This is a genomic window from Pseudomonas sp. UMAB-40, assembly GCF_900095275.1.
In the GTDB taxonomy this organism is placed as follows: domain Bacteria; phylum Pseudomonadota; class Gammaproteobacteria; order Pseudomonadales; family Pseudomonadaceae; genus Aquipseudomonas; species Aquipseudomonas mandelii_B.
The window spans coordinates 1-15,522 of sequence record NZ_LT607568.1 but is presented as its reverse complement, the minus strand read 5'-3'; the positions used below and the strand labels follow the sequence as shown (position 1 = coordinate 15,522).

The window sequence follows — 15,522 nt, the reverse complement described above, 5'->3', positions numbered from 1 at the left end:
TAAATCTGCCCGACGGCCAGGTAATTGGAGGCCCGCCAATAGGCGTCCAGCCCTTCCAATTGCTCATCACTGAGGAAATCGCTCATGAAGTTCTCCGTAAAAGATCCGACCGGCCGGCAATCCTTGATCAATTCTGGGAGCCTGGAACGCTCGGGACTTGATTTACATCAAGTGTCACCGTCTGCGCACAAGTTGAATGGCGCTGGAATGCGGTGAAGATCAAACAGCAGGGAGCGGCTTTCCCCGTTTGTCGATTACCCCGTCAAACGCTTGAATGAAACTTCCTCGCGATGGCTCACCAACTATGCTTAAACCACTCCCAGATGGCGTCCGCCCCCCATGCATGAAACTCGTCCCCTGCAAGTTCATTACCTCAAGGCTGCGTGTTCCAGCTGCAGTGTGTTGGAGCTGTGTCTTCCCATTGGCATGACCGGAGCGGAGGTTGAACGGCTCGATACGCTGATCGTGCAACGCTTCAAGGTCAAAAAGGGCGCCGCGCTGTACCGCACCGGCGACCCTCTGCGTTCGCTTTACGCGGTGCGTATCGGCTCATTCAAGACCTGTGTGGTGTCCGTCGATGGCCGTGAACAAGTCACCGGTTTTCACATACCCGGCGAAATGCTCGGTCTGGACGCCATCAGTGCCGATGAGCACGCTTGCACGGCGTTTGCCCTGGAGGACAGCGAAGTCTGCCCCATTCACTTTGCGCAGCTGGAAAAACTGGCGCAAACCCTGCCGTCGTTGCAGCACAACCTCAACCGGCTGCTGAGCCGTGAAATCGTGCGTGATCACAGCATGCTGATGTTGATGGGCAACATGAACTCTGATGAGCGCCTGGCGGCGTTTCTGCTGAACCTGTCCCAACGGTTCAGCATCCGTGGCTATTCATCCAAAGAGTTCGTGCTGAAAATGCGTCGCGATGAAATCGGTTCCTATCTTGGGCTACGCCTGGAAACCATCTGCCGGGGCATTGCGCACCTGCGGGACCAGGGGCTGGTGGAAATCGCCGGCCGCGACGTCAAGATCCAAGACATGGAAGGACTCAAGCAAATGGTCGCCGGCTGTCATCGCCAACCTCGCTGATTTCGCCCGCCTGGAGCTTCGTCATGCGCGCCATGGTTCTGTCTATGCCCGGCCAGCCGTTGCAATTGCAAGAACGCGCCATCCCAATACCCGGCCCACACCAACTGCTGCTTAAGGTGCTCGCCTGCGGCGTGTGCCGCACCGACCTGCACCTGGTGGACGGCGAGTTGCCGCAAGCCGTGCTGCCACGGGTGCCCGGCCATGAAATCGTCGGCGAGGTCACGGCGGTGGGCAGCGAAGTTACGCCCGACTGGATTGGCCGGCGGGTCGGCGTTCCGTGGCTGGGCTGGACCTGCGGTCAATGCGCGTTTTGTACCTCGGGCCGGGAAAACCTTTGCGACCACGCGCAGTTCACCGGTTGTCACCTGGACGGCGGTTATGCCGAGTACACCGTGGCCGACCAGCGTTTCTGTTTCCCCATTCCCGAGGTGCTCTCGGACCTCCAGGCCGCGCCGCTGCTGTGTGCGGGGCTGATCGGTTTCCGGGCGCTGCAAATGGCCAAGGGCGCTCGGCACCTGGGCCTTTATGGCTTCGGGGCCGCCGCGCATCTGGCGATTCAGGTGGCGCGGGGCCGGGGTCAACGGGTATCGGCCTTCACTCGACCTGAGGACAGCGAAGGCCAGGCCTATGCCCGATCACTGGGCGCGGAATGGGCCGGCCCTTCGGACCAGCCTCCGCCGCACCTGCTCGATGCCAGCCTGATCTTCGCCCCCGTCGGCGCGCTGGTGCCGCAGGCGCTGGCCGTCACCGTCAAGGGTGGCTGCGTGATTTGCGCCGGCATCCACATGAGCGACATCCCCGCCTTCCCCTATCGACTGCTGTGGGGTGAACGCAGCGTCCGTTCGGTGGCCAACCTGACCCGTGAAGACGGCACCGCGTTTTTCGAAGAACTGCAACACACGCCGGTGCATTGCGACGTCACCCGTTTTGCCCTGGAAGACGCCAACCAGGCGCTCGCGTGTTTGCGGGCCGGGCAGTTCAAAGGCGCCATCGTGCTCACCCCCTGACGTTCGACCTGACGGCCAGAATGCTGCCCGGCACCGAGTACAGCGCCCGCTCGGTGTTACTGCCGATCAACCGGTCGATCCCCACCCGGTGCTCCGTGCCCATCACCACCACATCCGCCAGGTAGTGCTCGACGAATTCACTGATCACCGGCACGGGCAGGCCCATCACGAAATGCCGCCGCTCTGGCGGTACACCGTAGCGGTCCGCCAGGGTGACAAAGGCCTGGTGCAAGGATTGGCGCAGCTCCTCGATGAAGTCCACGCCCCAGCCACCGCCAGCCAGCGGCGCGTCGCCGTTGAACGCCGGTGACAAGTCGTAGGCGTAAAGCAGGTGCAACGGAGCGTCGCATTGCAACGCCAGGGCGTTCGCGGTCTGGATGATGGTGTCATTCAAGCCGTTGATTTGCGTTGAAGGGTCGAACGGGTCCACCGCCGCCACGACCCGGTGCGGCAGGCCGTAACGCGTCTGGTTGACCAGATGCACGGGGACCGGGCACTCGCGCAGCAAGTGGCAATCGAGCGGTGTGATGAATACCCGTTTGAGCAACGGTTCGAGGGTGACGTCCTTGATCAGCAGATCCGGCTTGAAGTCTTCGACCGTTCGCAGAATATCCAGCAGCGGATGGGTGGTGAACACCACCTCGACCGTTGCGTCGAGCCCCATCTCGTTGAGCCGTTCGACTTCATCGGCGGCCCAGCGACGGTAGCGGCGCAAATAACCCTGATAGCGTGCGTCGTCGATTTTGTCTTCCCACACATGCACCACCGGCGCCGGCTCGACAAAGGCCCGCACCGCCAGTTCGGCCCCGCTCGCCCTGGCCAGCGCGACGGCGCGCAACATGGCGGGGGACTGATGCAGGGTTTGGTCGGCGATCAGCAACAAACGTTGATATTGGCCCATCACACACCTCGGCTCGACACCGGTCATCAAACGCCGGCAAGTGTCCAAGACTGCGCTCCTCGCCCCCTCCTCTCGCTTGATTTACATCAAACATGAGCCAATCAACGCCTGCCGTCGCGACTCTCTGATCCAGATCAGATTCCAGCGCCGCCAACGGCGTAGAAAGGAAGTCACCGAACGGCTCGCCATCGTGCCGCCCACCTTTCAAACCGGATGGAGGAACACACCATGCTGACTGTCAAAGACCACAATGACCGAGCCGCTGCCGCCTACGCCGCAGTCACCGGCAAATACTGGATCGAAGCGCTCAAGGACGGGCGTCATATTCTGATCCGGCCGCTGGCGGAAAAAGACCGCGAGCGTGAACTCGCCTTCATCAAGCGGTTATCCCCCGAGTCCCGGCACATGCGCTTCCTCGCCCAGATCAACGAGCCCGGCACCGCCTTGCTCGACCAACTGATGGACACCGACAACAAACAGCGTTCGGCCTACATTGCGCTGGTCCACGAAAATGGCCAACTGATCGAAATCGGCGTCAGCCGCTACGCCGCCACGGGCGAACATGAATGTGAATGCGCCGTGACCGTCGCCGATGAATGGACGCACTTGGGCCTGGGCAGCTTGTTGATGGAGCATTTGATCAAGGCCGCACGCAAGAACGGTTTCCGCCAGATGTATTCGGTGGATGCCTCCAGCAATGCGCCGATGCGCGACCTGGCCAAAGCGCTGGGTTTCGAGACGCACAATGACCCCGATGACACCCGTCAGGTCATTCACCGCCTCTACCTGTAAAAAATCGCCCCGCGATGCACCGGCCAACGGTTCATCGCGAGGCGATCCAGTCTTCAGGATTGCAAAACCCGGCCCGGTTTGATGGCCAATACGCTGCAAGGCGCCCGATGCAACAGTTGCTCGGCCGTGGTCCCCAACAGCTTGTTCAGCCCCTTGTGCTGCACCGTCCCCATCACGATGACATCGGTGTGGTGATCGGCGGCAAAATCACAAATGCTCGTCAGCGGCGCGCCTTCAATGAAGTGGCGATTGTCCGGCGCTACGCCATGGCGTTCGGCAATCGCCGCAAACGCTTCGTGCTGGGCACTGCCCAGGGTTTCGTATATCCCGACGGCCAATGGCAGCGCGCCGAAGCCGATGTCCTGGGCATACACGGCCGTCCAGTCATACACATGCACCAACTCAAGCGTTGCACCGCACACGGTGGCCAGCTTCGCCGCGGCGTCGATGATCTGGTCGTTGAACACGTGGTCCTGGTCTTCGCTGCGCAACACATCGATGATGGCCAGCACGTTATGCGGCTTGGGGTTGAGGGCGTTGGTCACCAAGTGCACCGGCACCGGGCAATCGCGCAGCAACTGCCAGTCCAGCGGCGTGAAAAATACGCGCTTCAAGGCTGACTCTTCCTGCGCATCCTTGATGATCAGCGCCAAGGGCATCTCGTTGACGAAATGCAGGATCTCCTCATACGGATGCTGCACCCAGACCACCTCGCTGGTGACCTCGACGCCGTGCTTGCTCATCAGCGCGGCTTGCTCGACGAGCCATTGCCGATGGGTTTGCAAATACCCGTCCCGGGCCAGGCTGATCTGTTCCGGGGCAAACAACCCCGCCACCGCCAGGGCCTGCAAATAATCAAAGGCGACGATGTGCAACGGCATTTGCATGGCCAGCGCCAACGCGGCGGCACGGTCGAAGGCCGGCGTGCGGGTCATGGCTGGGGGAGCGATCAACAGTAAACGCTGAATCTGCGACATGGGGCACCTCGGCACGTGGCCATCGGGATGGGAGTGAACAGACGCTCAGAGTGAGCGTTCCGGGTTCCGGCGACTTGATCTTTGTCAGCTACCGGGCAAGACGTGCGGTCAGAGCAACAGAAGGCCCGCCCACATCGCCAGCGTCAGCAACACCTGGCCGGGCACCACATACACGGCGAACCGGCGCCCGCCGCTGACCCAGGCCACCACGCATTTGCTCAGGGAATTGCTGCTGACCGCGAGCAGCACAGGCGCGGAAATGGCATCAAACGGCAACAGCCCGGACTTGGCCAGGGCTGCAATCGAGGCCGTCGAGGCATGCGCATCGGCGAAACCGGTGAAGGCGGCCGTCAGCATCATCCCCACCTCGCCGAAGTAGCTGAGCATCATCGACGACAGGAACGTAATACAGGTCAAGGTCAACGTGACGACCACGGCCAGCTTGAGGTTGAAGGCCCCACCGACCTTGATCGGCTGGCTGGCGCCGGTCGCCGGCTTGTGAAACATCAGGCTCAGGCCATAGAGCGCAGTGGCGGCGAGCCCGCACAACAGCGGCCCCCACAGGTGACGCAACAGATCGGGGTCAACCGCCCCCAGGATCAGGCCGACCTGCGTGAAGGTGGCCAGGTTGGACAATATCGCCGCCGCGCTGAGGGTCTTGATGTTACCGGGCTCCTTGCTGACCAGGTGCCCCATCGCGGCGATGGTCACGGTGCTGGAAGCAAAACCGGAGGCGATGGCACTGAGCGCATAGCCGTAACGGCTGCCGAGCGTTCGGACGGCAATATGACCCACCGCGCCTATTGCCATCAGCAGCACGGTCAAGGTGCAAATGGTCCGCAGATTGATCGCCGAATAGGGGCCGATGAAGCGGTCCGGCGCCAACGGCAGCACCACCAACGCAGCCACCAGCAGAACCAAACCGTCGCGCAGTTCCGCTTCGGTCAATTGACTGCGCGCAAAGTGGTGCAACTTCTGCCGATACGCCAGCAACCCCGCCATCACCACGCCGATGGCAATGGCCAGCTCCGGCGCGGTGACGCACAACGCGCCCAGTACCAACACCGTGAGCAAGGCCACTTCGCTGGTCACTCCGGGGTCATCGCTCAAGCTGCGCCAGTACGCCACGGTGACCAGCAACGCCACACAGGTGGCCATGATCCCCAACAGCAGGCCACCGCCCACTTGCATCGCGCCATACCCCAGCAACGCGGTAATCGCGAACGTGCGCAAACCGGCGCAGGCACGGCTGTCCCCTCGCCCCTTGTGCCGTTCGCGTTCAAGACCGATGAGCATGCCGATCCCCAGCGCAGCCGCCGCGCCGGCCATGCCGCCGAGGGTTTCATTCATTGGACTCTCAATCCGGCCAGGCCGGGGGGACCTGCATTCAGTTGACGCGAGCGTGCGCCGAACCGTTCATGCCCAGGTTGATCATGATCAACCTCTTCGAGTATGGCCCAGGCGACCACATGGCGTCCGCTCCCGCGCTGGCACGCGCATGTTTGACAAAGATCAAGCGCCCCCTCCCGGCGGTCCGCCAATATGGGCCTCAGGTAAACGCTCCAGCCAACCCTCGCGGCCATTTCAGGCCAGCGTCTGAGTGAAGACCCCAGGGAGAATTGTCATGACTGAACAATCACGCTTCATGCTTATCGCCTCGCCCCTGATGGAAAACAGCCCCGCCTTCGACCGGGCCGCCGCGCTGGCCAAGGCAGAAGACGCGGCGCTGCACATCGTCGCGTTCGACTTCCTGGAAGGCCTGGCCACCGCCAGCCTGGTCAACCGGGACGCCCTGGAGCAGATGCGCCTCGGGTACGTCGAGCGCCATCGCCAGTGGCTGGAAGAACAGGCCCGCCCCTTGCGCAAAATCGGCGTGACCGTCACCACGGAAGTGGTCTGGGTCGAACGTCCGTTGCAGGAAATCCTGATCCACCTCAAAGAGCAGCCGATGGCCCTGGTGATCAAGGCACTGGAACACGAATCGCTGCTGTCGCGGATGTTGTTCACGCCGCTGGACATCCACCTGCTGCGCGAATGCCCGGTGCCGCTGCATTTTGTCAGCAACGTGCAACACGCCTTGCCGCGCCGGATCGTCGCGGCGGTCGACCCGTTCCATCGCGATGGCCAATATGAAGGCTTCAATGACCGCATCCTGCATGAAGCGGTGAAGCTGGGCACGGCCTGCAACGCTCAGGTCGACGTGGTGTACGCCTATGACCTGTCGTCCATCGGCGCCGATGAATTCGGCTTCGGCGACGCCACCAAATTCTTCTCCTCGACCACCGCCAAAACCCTGTTCGACGCGCAGGGCGAAACCTTCAACGCGCTGGCCGAACGCAACGGTATCCCGCCGGAACAGCGGCACATGGTGATGGGCAACCCGGCCAAAGTCCTGGCCAGTTACGCCGATGCCTACAACGTCGACGTGATCGTCATGGGCCGGGTTGGCCACCACGGCATCGGCCGGCTGATCGGCAGCACGGTGGAACACCTGCTGTACAAAATGCCCTGCAGCGTGTGGGTGGTATCGCCGGAAATCCTCGAGGAATAAGCAACGACCGCGCACCATCCAAAAAAATGGGCCGCCGTTTGCACGGCAGCCCATTTTTTATGGCACGGCGCTACACCAACCGCTCAATCGCCTGATGCTTCCAGACCCTTTTGTAATACGCCGTCTGCAACACCAGCATGCCCAGGTACGCCACGGGAAAGGCCATCCACACACCCTGCAACCCAAACTGCCCGTCCAGCACATACGCCACCGGCAGCTGCACGCCGACCACGCAGAAAATCGAAATCGCCATCGGCACCAGCACCGAACCACTGGCGCGCATGATGCCGCCGACAATCGCCTGGAAGCCAAACACCAACAGGCTCCAGAGCATGATGTGCAACAGATGCTCCGCCATCGCCCGGGTCGAATCCTCGGTGAGAAACAACCCCAGCAACCAGTGCGACAGCAAATAACCCAACACCACCAGGCCGCCGGTCAGGCACACATTGATCAACAGCCCCGTGCGCAAAATCGGCCCCATGCGCTCAAGCCGCCCTGCCCCGATCGCCTGAGCGCCAAGGATCGACGCGGTGATCGCAATCGACAGCGCCGGAAACTGCACGTAATTGACGATCTGCGTCACCGCCCCATACGCCGCCGTCGCCTGCGAACCGTGCTGATTCACCAGCGCCAGAATCACCAACTCCGACACCGACAACACCACCATCTGCAACCCGGTCGGCAAACCGATGCGCAACACCTTGCCGAGAATCACCAGGTCCAGGCGCATCGCCGCAAACATCTCCCGATCCGGCGCCAACGGATGCCCCTTGCGAATCAAGCGCCACGCCAACCACCCCATCGCCGACAAATTCCCCGCCAGCCCGGCATACGCCGCACTCTGAATCCCCATCACCGGCAACCCGAACCACCCCCGAATCAACGTCGGCGTCAGCGCCAACCCGATGCACGTCGACACCACCAACGCAATTAACGGCGACACCGTATCGCTCACCCCGCGCAACAGCTGAGTGAACAGCACGTAGACCAGCAGCGACGGCATGATCCACATCATCACGTGGGCGTAAGACACGGCGTCGTCGAGCACATCGGCCGGGGTTCCCAACCCCTGCAACGCTGGCCTTGCGAAGACGCTGCCCAATATCGCCGCTACCAGACCGATCATTGCGCCCAAGAGCAGCGTGGTGCCGGCGATGGTTTTCACCAGGTGCGGCTCGCGTGCGCCCCAGGCTTGGCCGATGAGAACGCCGGCACCCGCGCCCAGGCCGATGACCAAGGCGATGAAGAAGAAGACGATGGGGAACATGCCCGAAACGGCCGCCAGGGCTTGGGTGCCGAGCATTTGGCCGATGTAGATGCTGTTGATGGTGCCCGACATGGATTGGAGGAAATTGGAGAGGACCATGGGGGCGAGGAAAAGGAGGTAGGTTTTCCAGAGGGCGTGTTGGGTGGTTGGGGTTTGCATTGAGGGTCCGTCTCGGGTGTGGGCTGGGGCTTGGCGAATTCTAAGCTAGGGAGCTGACGCCAACGCGCCCCCATTTCGAAGAGTGAGTATGGACGATGTCAGCTGTCGGCCAAAAGCAGTCATCGAGTGCTTAGGAAAGCCGAGACAACTGACTATGGGCGTTTGATTGCTGTTACAGGTGCTCTGCTAGCCACTGCTCTCGGTGTCGCTGCTTACGCTGCGCCTTCTGTTCTGGTAGGTCGAATGCCCTGAGGTGGGCAACTCGAGTTTCAATCTGTTTATTCAGTTCAATGCGTAACGCTGGCACCCCATACGAGTCTTCGGCATCTCGGATGAAATATGACCGTTCTTCTTCAAGCGAGATCATTGAGTTGTGAAGCCTGGCAAGCTCACCTCCCAAGTCGTCCGATTCCGTTTTCAGGACCTTCAAAGTCTTACCTGACTTCTTCAAGTCGAAAAACTCGGCCCGATCCTTCTGAGTATCCATGATGCGCTGCTTAATCAACCCCAAATTAGCAATGATTTGCTTCAGCGCCTGATTCAAGGCATGGATAGCACTGTTGGCTTCGTCGATCCCCTCTTTTGCCTCGTTAACCTTCTCAAATACCACCTCCCGGTCACTTTTGGCACTATTCAAAGAGTTTTGGCTAATCCCGAAAAACGAATATTCTGGAATCTCTCGATTCTTTTTGCCAACAAAACAGGATGCCGGTTGGCTTCCGCGTACCAGCTATCAATTTCGTTCTGAAGTTTGTGAAGTTTTTTATACAGCTCTCTTTTCTCCTCGTGGATAGAATTGAGGCACTCGTACTCGGATGATTTTTCTGCTCTTTTCAGCTGAATTTCACTGTGGAGCCGACTTTTTTCTGCGTACAGGGCTTCAAGTTCAGCGCGATAGTCGCGCTGAAAGAGGCTTACTAGACGCTTGGAATAAGTCACTTTGGGCTGCAGCGCTCCGAACGCCCTTTCTAGCAGATCACGGTCAGCATTGAACTTTGCAGCCGTCTCGTTTTGAACGCGCTTCAAGCGCTCGACTAGATCGGCTTCCATCCCTTGTGTAGGGAGTTGATCGTAAGCCTCCGTAACATAGCGGTAGCGCTCTGCTTCCTCGAAACGAGGCCAGTCAAGCTGAATGCGAAAATCGCGACGAATTGAGGAAAGCCATTTCAGCATTGAGGGGAAACCATCTTCATCCAGTACACTGAAGAGATTATCGTCCTCAACATCTGCCGCCTACCATGCGCAACGAAAAAAAGGTATTTGGCGGGATGCCTTCAGTAAAGTGCCACCAATGCGCGCTCCGCACTGAGGTGTACCGGCTTCGGTTCCTATCACCCTTGAACGACCGATTTGGTTCGATTATTGCCGATGGCGAGGTCGGCAATCGGCTGATCGGTCATTAAGCGTATTTACAAAACGTGGTGCGATTCAGTTCATGGCGTTTGCCAGCTCAAGTTCGGACAGCAACGACTCGGGCAAAGCTTGCAATGCTTGCAATGGCTGCGAATGCAACTGCCCCCCATAACGCAAACGTTGCTCCATGCTCGCTCGATAACATGAAGCAATAAGCAACCAGCGCTGCACCAATTGCCTGTCCAACTAACCTTGACGTGGCAACCATGCCGCTTGCACTGCCGGCACGTGTCGGTGGCACGCTACCCATAAAACCTTTGAGGTTAGGTGCTTGAAAAAAACCAAACCCAATACCTGACATACCCATGCGCCAGCTTATATTCAAAGTCGACGGATCATCAGGCATAAGTACTAGAGCTACCAACCCAAGGGCCAGTATCGAAAGACCGACTCCACCTAATGCGCCGGGAGAATAGTGATCACTCAAACGGCCGGCAATTGGGGCCATTATTGCTACCATGACAGCCCATGGCGTCAATAAGAAACCAGCCTCTACCGGCGATTTGCCAAGCGTCGTATAGAAATAAAACGGCAGGGCTACGAACGCCAGTCCTTGTGCTGCGAAGGTGCAAACGGACGTCACGACAGAAAGCGCAAACATGGGTCGACGGAGCAGATCAATCGGCAGCATTGGCGCCTTATGACCTGCCTGCCGATGCATGAGCAGTGCGAAGAACAAGGCTGTGCCCGCCAATTCCATGGCAAGGGTAGTGAATTTTTCTTGGTGGGCTGCATCGCCGAATAACAAAATCAAAAAGCTGAACGCGACGATGTTGTAGAGGGCAGTCAGACCATCAAACTTGTGGGTCGCCCGGCGGGTATCAGGCAATACTTTGCGCCCCAGGAAAAGTGCGACTAAGCCGAGTGGAACGTTGATTGCGAATAACCACGACCAACTGGCGACTGACAAAATAAGGGATGACATGGTCGGCCCGATTGCAAAAGCGACTGCAACCACCAAGGCGTTGGTCCCGTAACCACGTCCTAGCATGCGCGTCGGGTAGATGGCTTTAAGCATGGCTGTATTCACACCCATAACGGCGCTAGCCCCAATTCCTTGTAACAGCCGAGCTATGACCAGTGAAGGCAACGACCAGGCCAGAGCACAGGCAAGTGATGCCAATGTGAATAAGAACAGTCCGAAAAGTAGAACCCGCCGGTAAGAGATGATTTCACCCAATGCAGCGAACGGGAGGAGCGTTGCAACCATCGCTAACTGATAGACGTTGATGATCCAAACCGATGATGCAGGTGTTGTCTGCAATTGAGCAGCTATTGCAGGTAAAGCGACATTGGCTATTGCGGTGTCGAGTGATGCCATGGCGACACCGATCGCCAACGAAAATATCGCGAGACGACGGGCGTTTTCAGGCAACCCATCTGGCTGAGCAGCGACGGTCTCTGCATCCATTGTTGTTTGTCGGGACATGATGGCTCCAAGATGTAGAGGAAGTGGGGTCTTCTATCAAGTTTGCTTCGTTGGTATCGCTCATTGGGTGGCGCTTAGGTGAGAAGCAATCTTCTGTCGCTTGCTTGATAGCGTCCAAGACCGATATACAATCCTTTATATAGGCCCAGCCTATAGTTAAAAATGTCGTGTGTTCTAGATCGCAGCGAGACATCCATTGACCAATCGCCGCCTTACGCGAAAGTCAGCTTTGTGGCGGTTTCTGCCTGTCGTGACCGGCAGAAATCGGCCAAAAACTACCAGTCACCAAGCGGTCGCTCGAAAAAGAGGTGAACAGTTAAGCCTTTAATACTGATGCCCTAATGCAGGTCATTTCTCAAGCAATCAGCCAACCAGGGCTATTTCTGCGGAGCTTTTGACTGAAATCAATCGCAACGGCTATCGAAAGCATAAAAAAAACTTTGTATTTCTCCAACGACTACACTTATACGTCAGGCAAGTTAATTAACCGCACTATCTGGATATTTCACCCTTTCTAATAAACGCTCCTTCATTTAATCCTACTAACGGAATTTGCATGAAAATTGAAATTCTTAAACAGGCCGTTATGGATTCGCGAGATGGCATCACCATCTCCGATAATTGCATTGAAGATAATCCGCTGATATTTGTAAATCCTGCTTTTGAGCGCATGACCGGTTACTCGTTTGAAGAAATCACTAACGTTAACTGCCGTTACCTACAAAAAAACGATCGAGAACAGCCTGAACTTGAGATTATTCACAAAGCCATTGAAAAAGGTGAGTACTGCCTCGTAACCTTGCGAAACTACCGCAAGGATGGAACGATGTTTTGGAATGAGCTAAGCATATCTCCAATTCATGATAAAAATGGGGTTGTAACCAATTTTTTAGGTATACAAAAAGATGTAACACCTCGCATGCTAATACAGCAGCAACTTCGAGACGAGCATCAGTCCCTCGAGGAAATGAAAGCACACTTCGAACAACTATCCATAAAAGATGGACTGACAGGCATTTACAATCGTCGCTTTTTTGATACACAGTTTGACATTCAATGTAAAATTGCATGCCGCAACAGCGACTCATTGACGCTTGCCTTGATTGACGTTGATAATTTCAAGTCATTCAACGATATCTATGGGCATCAAGCTGGCGACGAAGCATTAATACGTGTCGCTGATAGTTTGAATAAATCTTTTCAGCGAGGCTCTGATTTTGCAGCCAGGTATGGCGGTGAAGAATTTGTGATTCTTTCCAACGGCATGACGGAAGACCAATCAGCTCGGCACGTCGAAACCCTATGCCAACTAGTGCGAGACTTGAGAATACCGCACTCTGCTTCCAGCACAGGATACTTAACTATAAGCGTTGGTTTTTCAGTACATACATTTGGTCCACTGCACCCGTCCAACACACTACTGGCCCGCGCCGATAAAGCTCTCTACATAGCTAAAGAACGGGGTAGAAACCAATTCTTTAATCTTTAGGCTCCGTACGAAATTTTGGAGAAAATGGCTATCGTTCAACATCATGTAGCGCCCTAAAGGCCTGCTTGAGGATCGTCCAGGTGCGTTTTCGGCCGGCAGCAATCGGCCAAAAGCAGGCACTTTAGGTAGTACTTGGCGATGGTGTTTTTGGCGAATGGCTTTATGAAGCAAAGCAGTATGACGCTCTGATACATTCGCCCTTATTCAGGAGGGAAAAATTATGCGAAGGATTCTCGCAACGGGGGCTCTCTTGCTGGCTTTGGGCGGGTGCGCAACCTCGCCCATGCCGGTTTCTGAAGCCCGGCCAGTGCCGGCCGACAAGATGTACGCGTTCAAAAGCCAGGGCACGCAAGACCCTGGACGCCTGACGATTGTCCGTGATGACGGGTTTGTCGCTGCGGGATGTGACGCCATGTTCTACATCGGTGGTCAGCGCGCAGCCAAGATAGGTCCCGGTCAAAAGGCATCGTTCGTTTTGCCGGCCGGTGAAGTGAATCTCGGCACAGGGCTTGCCGAGTCTGGGTTATGCAGTGGTGCCGCGATCAAAACGGTTGCGGCCAAGATCAAGCCAGGGAAAGAAGTGGTTTATCGAATCAACTGGGATACGCAAGCTTTCTACTTGAGCCCTTACGTTGAATATGGACGTTGAGTCCGGACGGTTCTGGCCTGTTTCGCACGCACACCACCTATCCTTTTCCGATGTTGTTTTATTTCAGTTCCGTTCTTATTTCGGTTCCGGGCACGAAAAATTTACCGGGATCATCGACCTTCTTCAGGTCAACCAAGGCTCGGCAAATGCAATGTGAGAATTGTTTCTGCAACGTTTCGGGGTCTGTCCATGCTATTTGCGATGCTGGCAAATGTTGTGCCTCGGTCGATTTATAGCAGACACAATTGTCTAGTCGGGTGACGCCATTATCATTTGTGCTCTGACAAGCAGTGGTCAGCAAAGAAATCGCGATGAGCATGACGATACGTTTCATTGGCTCCCCTCCGAGGCTGTTGTGAAGGGCTAACGCTCAAGATCGGGCAGGATGTTGTGACGGCGTGGTGCCCGCTGAAGGCGGTTACACGCCATGGCCACAAAGCCCACTCTGCTCAATAAGCCCGGCTGTAAAAGGAAGCTTAGCTGTCATTTTGCGCCGCTCCATTCACTGGCTGTTTTTAACCGATCACCGTCATTAAAGGGCTCGTATTCAACACCCGTTTTCTGTCCCTCCCCACTCGGCTGTTTTGCAGAGAGAGGCAGCTCTGGCATAGACAACTGCCCCGTTTGATCTAGCCTTGAATGAGATCACGCGGGAGAAAACACCATGCCCCTCGCTCTCGGAAATCTGTCCGGCCTTGCTTTGAGCGCCTTCTTTTGCGTAGCCGCGTGGGGCCAAGGTGTAGCAGACACCAATTCCCCACCGGCCATACTGCCATTGGAGTCTGAGACAGGACCAAAACTCATTGCCTATCCGCCGCTCGCCGCGCCGCTCGCCCGTGGCGTTGTCATCATCCAGTATCGAACCGAGCACGCCCGGATCATGCCGGTATTTGGCAAAACGGCTGTCGAAGTATCACCACGGCTCGGCCACCTTCACGTGACCGTCGACGACTGGAAAGGTACTTGGGCGCACACCAGTGAAGACCCGATTATTTTGGTTGGGCTGACGCCAGGTGCTCACAAGGTGCTTCTTGAGGTGGCTGATCCTAGTCATAAGATTTTGACGAGTACGGTGGTGAGTTTTGTGGTTCCGGAGAAGAACCCAGCGGACGCCCCTCGCGTTGACGATAGCCACGCCGTGAAACCATAACGGTTGTGCGAGTCAGGGGACTGACCATTTGTCGCACGTCCTTATCTAAAATGAATCAGTCATCTTTGCCATGAGCGGTTCGTTTCCCGAACCGTGCAGCAAGCCAACTATCAGGACTTTCTCACCTCTTGAAGCGAGGCGACATGACCGGACGAGGACCGGCACAGGCTTCGCTGTTCTTGATAAAACGAGCAGCGAGGACTGTTCGATGGCCGGCGGCACGGGCGTTAGGCGCATCCATTGCCGCCATCGATAGTCACCATCAACTCAATGAAGTTCTCTAAAAAACTCCGGGGCGTAACATCGCCTCCATACCAAACAACTACACCCCGGAGCACACCATCATGAAACGCCAAATCCTTCTCAGCATCGCTTTCTCGGTTTTTGCAGTTAACGCTTTCGCCGCTTCTTCTGCTCACCCGGTTGTCGCTGAAGGCGGCTCGGATCGTCTGATCGAAAACCGCGTCGCTGAAGGTGGTTCCGACCGTCTCATCGAAAACCGCGTAGCCGAAGGTGGTTCGGATCGTCTGATCGAAAACCGCGTTGCCGAAGGTGGTTCCGACCGTCTGATCGAGAACCGCGTTGCCGAAGGTGGTTCCGACCGTCTGATCGAAAACCGCGTCGCTGAAGGTGGCTCCGACCGTCTGATCGA

General features: G+C 57.1%; 15 protein-coding genes and 1 pseudogene. 8 read left to right on the top strand and 8 right to left on the bottom strand.

All coding sequences use genetic code 11. From position 1 onward, the window contains the following. Positions 1–339: 339 nt before the first annotated feature. Positions 340–1,083: a fumarate/nitrate reduction transcriptional regulator Fnr gene (gene fnr / locus K0F88_RS23040; protein WP_094467870.1), complete on the top strand. Its 744-nt coding sequence runs from the start codon at positions 340–342 to the stop codon at positions 1,081–1,083. Positions 1,084–1,106: 23 nt separating this feature from the next. Next, complete coding sequence (locus K0F88_RS23035; protein WP_094467871.1) at positions 1,107–2,090, top strand: zinc-dependent alcohol dehydrogenase family protein; 984 nt, start codon at positions 1,107–1,109, stop codon at positions 2,088–2,090. Here the strand turns inward: K0F88_RS23035 and K0F88_RS23030 are convergent. After that, on the bottom strand, positions 2,080–2,991 hold the full coding sequence (locus K0F88_RS23030) for a universal stress protein (RefSeq protein ID WP_094467872.1): 912 nt from the start codon (positions 2,989–2,991) through the stop codon (positions 2,080–2,082). The genes K0F88_RS23035 and K0F88_RS23030 overlap by 11 nt on opposite strands. Before the next feature lie 228 nt (positions 2,992–3,219). On the opposite strand from K0F88_RS23030, the gene K0F88_RS23025 reads away from it, so the two are divergent. Further along, the gene (locus tag K0F88_RS23025; protein WP_094467873.1) at positions 3,220–3,783 is read left to right on the top strand and encodes a GNAT family N-acetyltransferase; all 564 of its coding nucleotides are present in this window, start codon (positions 3,220–3,222) and stop codon (positions 3,781–3,783) included. Positions 3,784–3,836: 53 nt separating this feature from the next. Here K0F88_RS23025 and K0F88_RS23020 read toward each other — a convergent pair whose 3' ends face one another. After that, the gene (locus tag K0F88_RS23020) at positions 3,837–4,760 is read right to left on the bottom strand and encodes a universal stress protein (protein ID WP_219096647.1); all 924 of its coding nucleotides are present in this window, start codon (positions 4,758–4,760) and stop codon (positions 3,837–3,839) included. A 108-nt stretch (positions 4,761–4,868) separates the two neighbouring features. Continuing rightward, positions 4,869–6,110, bottom strand: coding sequence for an MgtC/SapB family protein (locus K0F88_RS23015; protein ID WP_094467875.1), 1,242 nt, complete (start codon positions 6,108–6,110; stop codon positions 4,869–4,871). A gap of 274 nt (positions 6,111–6,384) precedes the next feature. Here K0F88_RS23015 and K0F88_RS23010 point away from each other — a divergent pair, with 274 nt between their 5' ends. Continuing rightward, positions 6,385–7,311 (top strand): universal stress protein, encoded by a 927-nt coding sequence (locus K0F88_RS23010; protein ID WP_094467876.1) that lies wholly within the window; start codon positions 6,385–6,387, stop codon positions 7,309–7,311. A 70-nt stretch (positions 7,312–7,381) separates the two neighbouring features. Here K0F88_RS23010 and K0F88_RS23005 read toward each other — a convergent pair whose 3' ends face one another. The 4 genes from K0F88_RS23005 to K0F88_RS22990 form a co-directional block, all read right to left on the bottom strand. Then, a complete protein-coding gene (locus tag K0F88_RS23005) occupies positions 7,382–8,740 on the bottom strand; it encodes an MATE family efflux transporter (RefSeq protein ID WP_219096646.1) in 1,359 nt (452 codons plus the stop codon). Between the two features lie 172 nt (positions 8,741–8,912). Beyond that, positions 8,913–9,377 carry a hypothetical protein gene (locus K0F88_RS23000; RefSeq protein ID WP_219096645.1) on the bottom strand — a complete coding sequence of 155 codons (465 nt, stop codon included), beginning with the start codon at positions 9,375–9,377 and terminating at the stop codon, positions 8,913–8,915. Then, the gene (locus tag K0F88_RS22995; protein WP_219096644.1) at positions 9,374–9,913 is read right to left on the bottom strand and encodes a hypothetical protein; all 540 of its coding nucleotides are present in this window, start codon (positions 9,911–9,913) and stop codon (positions 9,374–9,376) included. Before K0F88_RS22995 ends, K0F88_RS23000 begins: the two co-directional genes overlap by 4 nt. 277 nt (positions 9,914–10,190) lie before the next feature. Continuing rightward, positions 10,191–11,582 carry an MFS transporter gene (locus K0F88_RS22990; protein WP_257605330.1) on the bottom strand — a complete coding sequence of 464 codons (1,392 nt, stop codon included), beginning with the start codon at positions 11,580–11,582 and terminating at the stop codon, positions 10,191–10,193. A 556-nt stretch (positions 11,583–12,138) separates the two neighbouring features. Between K0F88_RS22990 and K0F88_RS22985 the strand changes: the two genes are divergently transcribed. Next, positions 12,139–13,071, top strand: coding sequence for a GGDEF domain-containing protein (locus K0F88_RS22985; RefSeq protein ID WP_219096643.1), 933 nt, complete (start codon positions 12,139–12,141; stop codon positions 13,069–13,071). A 283-nt stretch (positions 13,072–13,354) separates the two neighbouring features. Beyond that, entirely contained in the window at positions 13,355–13,720 is a 366-nt protein-coding gene (locus tag K0F88_RS22980; protein ID WP_255141755.1) for a hypothetical protein, read from the top strand. Positions 13,721–13,778: 58 nt separating this feature from the next. Here K0F88_RS22980 and K0F88_RS22975 read toward each other — a convergent pair whose 3' ends face one another. After that, on the bottom strand, positions 13,779–14,054 hold the full coding sequence (locus K0F88_RS22975; protein ID WP_094467881.1) for a hypothetical protein: 276 nt from the start codon (positions 14,052–14,054) through the stop codon (positions 13,779–13,781). A 330-nt stretch (positions 14,055–14,384) separates the two neighbouring features. Here K0F88_RS22975 and K0F88_RS22970 point away from each other — a divergent pair, with 330 nt between their 5' ends. Beyond that, positions 14,385–14,870, top strand: coding sequence for a DUF6130 family protein (locus tag K0F88_RS22970; RefSeq protein ID WP_094467882.1), 486 nt, complete (start codon positions 14,385–14,387; stop codon positions 14,868–14,870). A gap of 344 nt (positions 14,871–15,214) precedes the next feature. Continuing rightward, positions 15,215–15,522, top strand: a pseudogene (locus tag K0F88_RS22965) (phage infection protein); the annotation flags it as partial.

Coding starts and splice junctions, on each gene's coding strand:
- fnr (WP_094467870.1), top strand. CDS start 340: ATGCATGAAACTCGTCCCCTGCAAGTTCATTACCTCAAGGCTGCGTGT.
- K0F88_RS22990 (WP_257605330.1), bottom strand. CDS start 11,582: ATGTCCCGACAAACAACAATGGATGCAGAGACCGTCGCTGCTCAGCCA.
- K0F88_RS22985 (WP_219096643.1), top strand. CDS start 12,139: ATGAAAATTGAAATTCTTAAACAGGCCGTTATGGATTCGCGAGATGGC.
- K0F88_RS22975 (WP_094467881.1), bottom strand. CDS start 14,054: ATGAAACGTATCGTCATGCTCATCGCGATTTCTTTGCTGACCACTGCT.
- K0F88_RS23015 (WP_094467875.1), bottom strand. CDS start 6,110: ATGAATGAAACCCTCGGCGGCATGGCCGGCGCGGCGGCTGCGCTGGGG.
- K0F88_RS22980 (WP_255141755.1), top strand. CDS start 13,355: ATGCCGGTTTCTGAAGCCCGGCCAGTGCCGGCCGACAAGATGTACGCG.
- K0F88_RS23005 (WP_219096646.1), bottom strand. CDS start 8,740: ATGCAAACCCCAACCACCCAACACGCCCTCTGGAAAACCTACCTCCTT.
- K0F88_RS22995 (WP_219096644.1), bottom strand. CDS start 9,913: ATGCTGAAATGGCTTTCCTCAATTCGTCGCGATTTTCGCATTCAGCTT.
- K0F88_RS23025 (WP_094467873.1), top strand. CDS start 3,220: ATGCTGACTGTCAAAGACCACAATGACCGAGCCGCTGCCGCCTACGCC.
- K0F88_RS22970 (WP_094467882.1), top strand. CDS start 14,385: ATGCCCCTCGCTCTCGGAAATCTGTCCGGCCTTGCTTTGAGCGCCTTC.
- K0F88_RS23020 (WP_219096647.1), bottom strand. CDS start 4,760: ATGTCGCAGATTCAGCGTTTACTGTTGATCGCTCCCCCAGCCATGACC.
- K0F88_RS23010 (WP_094467876.1), top strand. CDS start 6,385: ATGACTGAACAATCACGCTTCATGCTTATCGCCTCGCCCCTGATGGAA.
- K0F88_RS23035 (WP_094467871.1), top strand. CDS start 1,107: ATGCGCGCCATGGTTCTGTCTATGCCCGGCCAGCCGTTGCAATTGCAA.
- K0F88_RS23030 (WP_094467872.1), bottom strand. CDS start 2,991: ATGGGCCAATATCAACGTTTGTTGCTGATCGCCGACCAAACCCTGCAT.